Consider the following 5,549-nt stretch of genomic DNA (forward strand, 5'->3'; position numbering starts at 1 on the left):
TCAACTAGACCCCAGAGTTTGCGACACATCCCTTCTACCGTTGGCTAACCGGTCAGGATGCTGCGGTAGCAGCCCGCATTCCTGCCATCCGCCGCAGGCGCGAAATCACGTGCTTTCCGAACAGGAAATCTGCGGACGAACCAGACTTTTGCGATTGGACAAGGCGTGTCCGCTCAATGCCCGTCTCCGACATTGGCGTCAGGATGTCTGACAGCGCGCTAAACTTAATTTGAGTTCACGTTTCCCAAGGGGGATTTGCGCCAATCTCTGCGACGAGAAAGTCCATGAATACCCGCACTTTGGGGGACAATACGTTGGACTTGGGATAGATCAGCCACAAGACATTGTCCTCTGCGGCTTCAAAGTTTGGAAGAACCCGTATCAAACGGCGTGACTTCAGTTGGTCATGCACGCTCCATAGCGCGTTCAGGGAAATACCAGCCCCGGCCAACGTGGCGCGGACCTGGCTTTGACCGTCGTCGATTATCAATTGACCTTTGGCTGATGCGGGATCGAAAACGGCGTTCTCGCCTGCCGGCCCTGTCAATGGCCGCAGTTGGCGGTTTTGGAAAGCGATCAGGTGGTGTTTTTTTAGATCATCAGGTACTTTCGGACTGCCGTGCATGTCCAGATAGTGGGGCGCAGCACAAAGTATGCGTCTGTCCTCGGCCAGCTTACGACCCTTCAGGCTAGTGTCGACAAGTGGCGCGTTCCTAAGTGCAAGATCATAACTCCCTTCGATCAGGTCGAATTGCACATCTGACAGACGCAAGTCGAGCGTGAGGTCAGGGTGTTGGTCAAGAAACTTCGGCAGGATCGGAGCGATGTAGAGTTGCGCAAAGCTACTTGGCGCGGCAAAGCGCAATGTGCCCTTGATCGCAGTTGTTTGCTTGCCCAGAGCCGCAAGGGCAGCTTCCTCCTGCGCGATGATCTCGCGCGCGAAGGGCAGGAAATCGGCACCTTCGACCGACAGTGACACTTTTCGCGTTGTGCGATGTAAAAGTTCGGAACCCAGGCTTTGCTCCAACTTGGCGAGCTTTGCGCTGGATACAGCCGGGGCCATACCCAATGCGCGCCCTGCCGCGCTGATGTTCAGCATTTCTGCGGCCCTTACAAACAATCGCAATGCGTCAGTATCAAGTCCCATTATATTGCAAACCCGAATTATCATTCCGTGAATGGGCAGTTTATATGTGTTTTGATCGGCGTTAAATCCCTCTCATCGCTTCAATACTGCATGGGAAGTAGGCGCAAATGACGCGGACAGCCACAGTCAACTACCACGTACACAAGCCGCACCGGCAAGCTTTTGAACTGGATGCAGGCGGGATCGCTGGAAACCTGGTTTCCCCCGAACTGGCCTCCACAGCTGTTGCATTAGGGGACACCCGTGCGACGGCCAACTCCGTTACATTTGCGTCTGATGCTGTTGAATTCACGACGCTGAAAACGCAGGTCCGGGATTTTGCAGGCGACGCCTGGAAACCGACTTACGATACTGAGCTGACATCGACGCTTTCGGACAGGCTGGGCGCGCGCGAGGTTGTGATTTTTGATCATACCGTTCGGATTGATGACCCAAGTGCGACGCGCAACCCTGCGCGCAATGTCCACAGTGACTACAGCAAGGATGGTGCAGAACAACGGCTTATCGACCTGCTGGGTGCTGAGGTCGCAGCGGAATGGGCGCAAGGTCACTATGCCTTCGTCAATGTGTGGCGTCCTGTCGAACAGCCGATCAATTCGGCCCCTCTTGGATTTGTTCGCCCGTCGTCGGTTGACCCGTCTGACTGGGTCCTGCTGGATCTGATCTATCCTGACCGCAAAGGGCAGATCATGGGGCTGGTGGGAAACCCCAAGCATGAATGGATCTACCAATCCAAGATGACGCCGGATGAGGTGGCGATTTTCAACATCTATGACAATCAAGGCCTGCCCTCGATTGCACATAGCGCCCTCGATATGGTCGAGGATCCAAACGTCGCCACCATTCGCAAAAGCATCGAGAGCCGCACTTTGGTGCGCTATTAAAGGAGGACCAGATATGTTGGATAAAATGCAACCGTCTGAGTTTGCCCAAATCAACGAGGCCTACAACAAGGTCTTTCGTCCCAGGCGCCTGAGCGTTGGCCTTGTGTTGCCACTCGAAGCATACGCAGTCGGCGCAGAACCGACACTGCGGGGTCATCTGGAAGCGGCTCAGAAAGCTGAAGAACTCGGTTTTGCAGCACTGTGGCTACGCGACGTGCCGTTCAATGTCCCAAGCTTCGGTGATCCGGGGCAGGTTTTTGATCCATTTGTCTATCTGGGTGCGTTGGCAACGGTGACCAACCGGATAGCGCTTGGAACCACGAGTGTGATCTTGCCATTGCGCCACCCCGCCCATGTCGCCAAGGCAGCAGCGACCGCAGATGTGCTCTCGGGTGGACGGTTGCTTATGGGTGTTGCGTCTGGTGATCGTCCCGAAGAGTACCCGGCGTTGAACCAGAGCTATGACGACCGGGGGGCTCGTTTCCGCGATAGCGTTGACTACATCCGTGCAGTTGGATCGGACTATCCCAAGCATGAATGCGTTCAGGGCATACTGTCTGGCGAGATAGACATCTTGCCAAAGCCACACGGCACACGACTACCGATGCTCATAACCGGTGGCAGCCAGCAATCGCCCGATTGGGTGGCGCAGAACGGCGACGGTTGGATGACCTATCCGCGCAATGCGTCCGCCCAAGGGCAGGTTATCGCGGATTACCGACGACGCGTTCGGGGGGCGGGCCAACCGGACAAGCCTGTCATGCAATCGCTTTATATCGATGTCGTTGCCGATCCCGCCGCACCACCGCGCCCGATCCATCTCGGGTTTCAGTCTGGCACCGACTTCCTTCGCAGCTATCTGCACGAGATTGAAACGCTCGGGATCAATCATGTCGCGCTGAACCTAAGGTTCAACGAAGCATCTATCGATTCCACCCTCGAACATCTGGCGGACGTTGTGCTGCCTGACTTTTCCTAAAGGACAATACCTATGACCAAGACTATTCTTATCACAGGTTCAACCGACGGCATTGGATTGCTTACGGCAAAGAAACTGGCCGCCGAAGGGCACAAAGTGCTGTTGCATGGTCGCAGTGTTCCCAAGTTGGAGAGCGCACCTGCCGAGGTTGGTGGGGATGTCGAAACCTATACCGCAGACCTGAGCGATCTGGGCGCGGTTCGAAAACTGGCCGAAAAAATACGCACTAAGCATGCCAATCTTGATGTATTGATCAACAACGCAGGTGTGCTGAAAGCCCCGCAAACTGTGCTTGAGAACGGGCAGGACATCCGCTTTGTAGTGAATACGCTTGCGCCTTATCTGCTGACCGAGCTGCTGCTGCCGATCATTCCTGTCGACGGGCGTGTCGTGAACCTGTCATCGGCAGCTCAGGCCCCGATAAACACCAAGGCCATGCGAGGCAATTTACCGATGGCCGATATGGAAGCATATGCTCAAAGCAAGTTGGCGATCACCATCTGGACACGAGAATGGGCCAAATCGCTATCCGGTGCGCAGGTTTTGGTCGCAGTAAATCCTGGATCGCTTTTGGCCTCAAAGATGGTGAAAGAGGGTTTTGGCTTAGCTGGTAACGATATGAATATCGGCGCAGATATCCTGATTGATGCGGCATTGGGCGAGCGGTTCGCTGACGCGTCGGGCGCCTATTTTGACAATGACAGTGGGGCATTCTCAGATCCACACGCGGCAGCACTCGACAGGGGCCACGCTGCCGACGTCATGAATACCATCAGAGAATTGGTTAACCAGACCAACTGACCCGGGCGGCGCTAAAACGCCACGCACTTCCACCTTTAACGCTCCCTTATCCCTCACGCGTGCAGCGTCGAGGCCCAAGAAAGGAATGCCTAATGAAATACGAGAACTTTCAAACCTTTGACGTAGCCGTTGAGAACGGTATCGCTACAGTGACATTCAACTTTGGCTCCGTGAATGTGCAGGGCCAGGAAATGCTGGCAGATCTCAACAGTCTGGCCATGCGCTTAGAGCGAGATCGCGACACCAAGGTCGTGATCTTTCAATCTGCAAACCCGGAAATCTGGGTCTGCCACTACGACACCGAACTGCTCAAGGACATGTCGACTGAGGCCGTATCGCGCGAGGATGCGCAGCTTTTGGATCTGCAATCCGTTTGCGAGCGGATCAGTAAGGTGCCGCAGGCAACCATCGCAAAGCTGGAAGGGTTTGCGCGCGGCGGCGGACATGAATTGGCATTGGCACTCGACATGCGCTTTGCCGCGCGGGGCAAGTACAAGTTCATGCAGATGGAGGTCGGAATGGGCATATTGCCCTGTGGCGGCGGTGCCTCGCGCATGGCGCGTCAAACCGGTCTTGGCAAAGCGCTTGAGATCATCCTGAGCGCGCAAGACTATGACGCAGATGATGCCGAGCGTTTGGGCACCATCAACAAGGCGTTGGAGCCGGATGAAATTGGTCCCTACGTGACCGCACTGGCCAAACGGATCGCAAAATTCCCGGCAGAGTCGATCAATGCCTGCAAGCAGATGGTCTACGAATCCATCGACAAACCAATTGATGCGGCGCTGAAGGCCGAAGCCTATTGGCTCTATCAGGCCACCAGCAAAACTCCGGCGGTCAAACGGTTCACCATCGCGGATGAACAAGGTTTGGAACACGACATCGAAAACCAGCGCAACTGGGGCGATCTTGTGATGCAGGTTCAGGACATCAACTGAGCTACCCTCCAACGCAATGGCCTCTTCCGGCGTGTGTTGTTGCGAGCCGCGCCATACAAAACTTCAAAAAGGTACATCCCAATGAAAGCACTGGTTCTTAACTCATACGGACCCGAAGCACCGTTCGAACTCACTGAACTGCCCGACCTTGTCGCAACTTCTGGACATGTCGTCGTCAAAGTGGCCGCTGTCAGCGTTAACACCGTCGACACGATGATCCGAAGCATGGGCGAGGATTTGCCTCTGTCCCCCGCCTTACCGGCGGTGCTTGGGATGGACTTTGCTGGCACAGTCGTCGCAATTGGCGATGGCGTGACAGATTTTGCCATAGGCGATGAGGTATACGGTTGCGCCGGCGGTTTGATGGACCTTCCGGGCTCTCTGGCAGAGTACATCAATGCAGATGCCCGCCTGATTGCACACAAACCCAAGACTTTGAGCATGCGCGAAGCCGCCGCGCTGCCTCTTGTCGGCATTACGGCCTACGAAGGGTTGACCAGAGCCAGTGTTGGCGAAGGGCAGACTGTTCTGGTTCAGGGCGGCGCGGGTGGGGTTGGTCATGTCGCGGTTCAAATCGCACGCCACCTTGGCGCAACCGTGTCCGCAACTGGTCGCGGTGCAGATCAGATGGCCTTGATTGAAGGACTTGGTGCGCGTCCCGTGGATTTCACAACGCAAAAAGTCGAGGACTATGTTGCCGAGCACACTGGTGGCGTAGGTTTCGATGTAGTGTTTGACAGCGTTGGTGGGCCAAACATGACAAACTCATTCGCCGCGGCCAAACTCAATGGTCTAGTTGG

General features: G+C 55.5%; 6 protein-coding genes. 5 read left to right on the top strand and 1 reads right to left on the bottom strand.

Annotation, left to right across the window (positions count from 1 at the left end; translation table 11 throughout):
- Window positions 1–235: 235 nt before the first annotated feature.
- A complete protein-coding gene (locus tag AC2FFH_RS23035; RefSeq protein ID WP_496845402.1) occupies window positions 236–1,147 on the bottom strand; it encodes a LysR family transcriptional regulator in 912 nt (303 codons plus the stop codon).
- A gap of 107 nt (window positions 1,148–1,254) precedes the next feature.
- Between AC2FFH_RS23035 and AC2FFH_RS23040 the strand changes: the two genes are divergently transcribed.
- From AC2FFH_RS23040 to AC2FFH_RS23060, 5 genes are all read left to right on the top strand, one after another.
- Window positions 1,255–2,031 carry a CmcJ/NvfI family oxidoreductase gene (locus tag AC2FFH_RS23040; protein WP_496845403.1) on the top strand — a complete coding sequence of 259 codons (777 nt, stop codon included), beginning with the start codon at window positions 1,255–1,257 and terminating at the stop codon, window positions 2,029–2,031.
- A 13-nt stretch (window positions 2,032–2,044) separates the two neighbouring features.
- Window positions 2,045–3,010: an LLM class oxidoreductase gene (locus tag AC2FFH_RS23045; RefSeq protein WP_496845404.1), complete on the top strand. Its 966-nt coding sequence runs from the start codon at window positions 2,045–2,047 to the stop codon at window positions 3,008–3,010.
- A 12-nt stretch (window positions 3,011–3,022) separates the two neighbouring features.
- Window positions 3,023–3,811 carry an SDR family NAD(P)-dependent oxidoreductase gene (locus AC2FFH_RS23050; protein ID WP_496845405.1) on the top strand — a complete coding sequence of 263 codons (789 nt, stop codon included), beginning with the start codon at window positions 3,023–3,025 and terminating at the stop codon, window positions 3,809–3,811.
- Between the two features lie 92 nt (window positions 3,812–3,903).
- Window positions 3,904–4,749: an enoyl-CoA hydratase/isomerase family protein gene (locus tag AC2FFH_RS23055; protein ID WP_496845406.1), complete on the top strand. Its 846-nt coding sequence runs from the start codon at window positions 3,904–3,906 to the stop codon at window positions 4,747–4,749.
- An 81-nt stretch (window positions 4,750–4,830) separates the two neighbouring features.
- On the top strand, window positions 4,831–5,549 hold a 719-nt coding region (locus AC2FFH_RS23060; RefSeq protein ID WP_496845407.1), incomplete at its 3' end, for an alcohol dehydrogenase catalytic domain-containing protein.

This window comes from Ruegeria sp. YTSC003 (genome assembly GCF_059609785.1).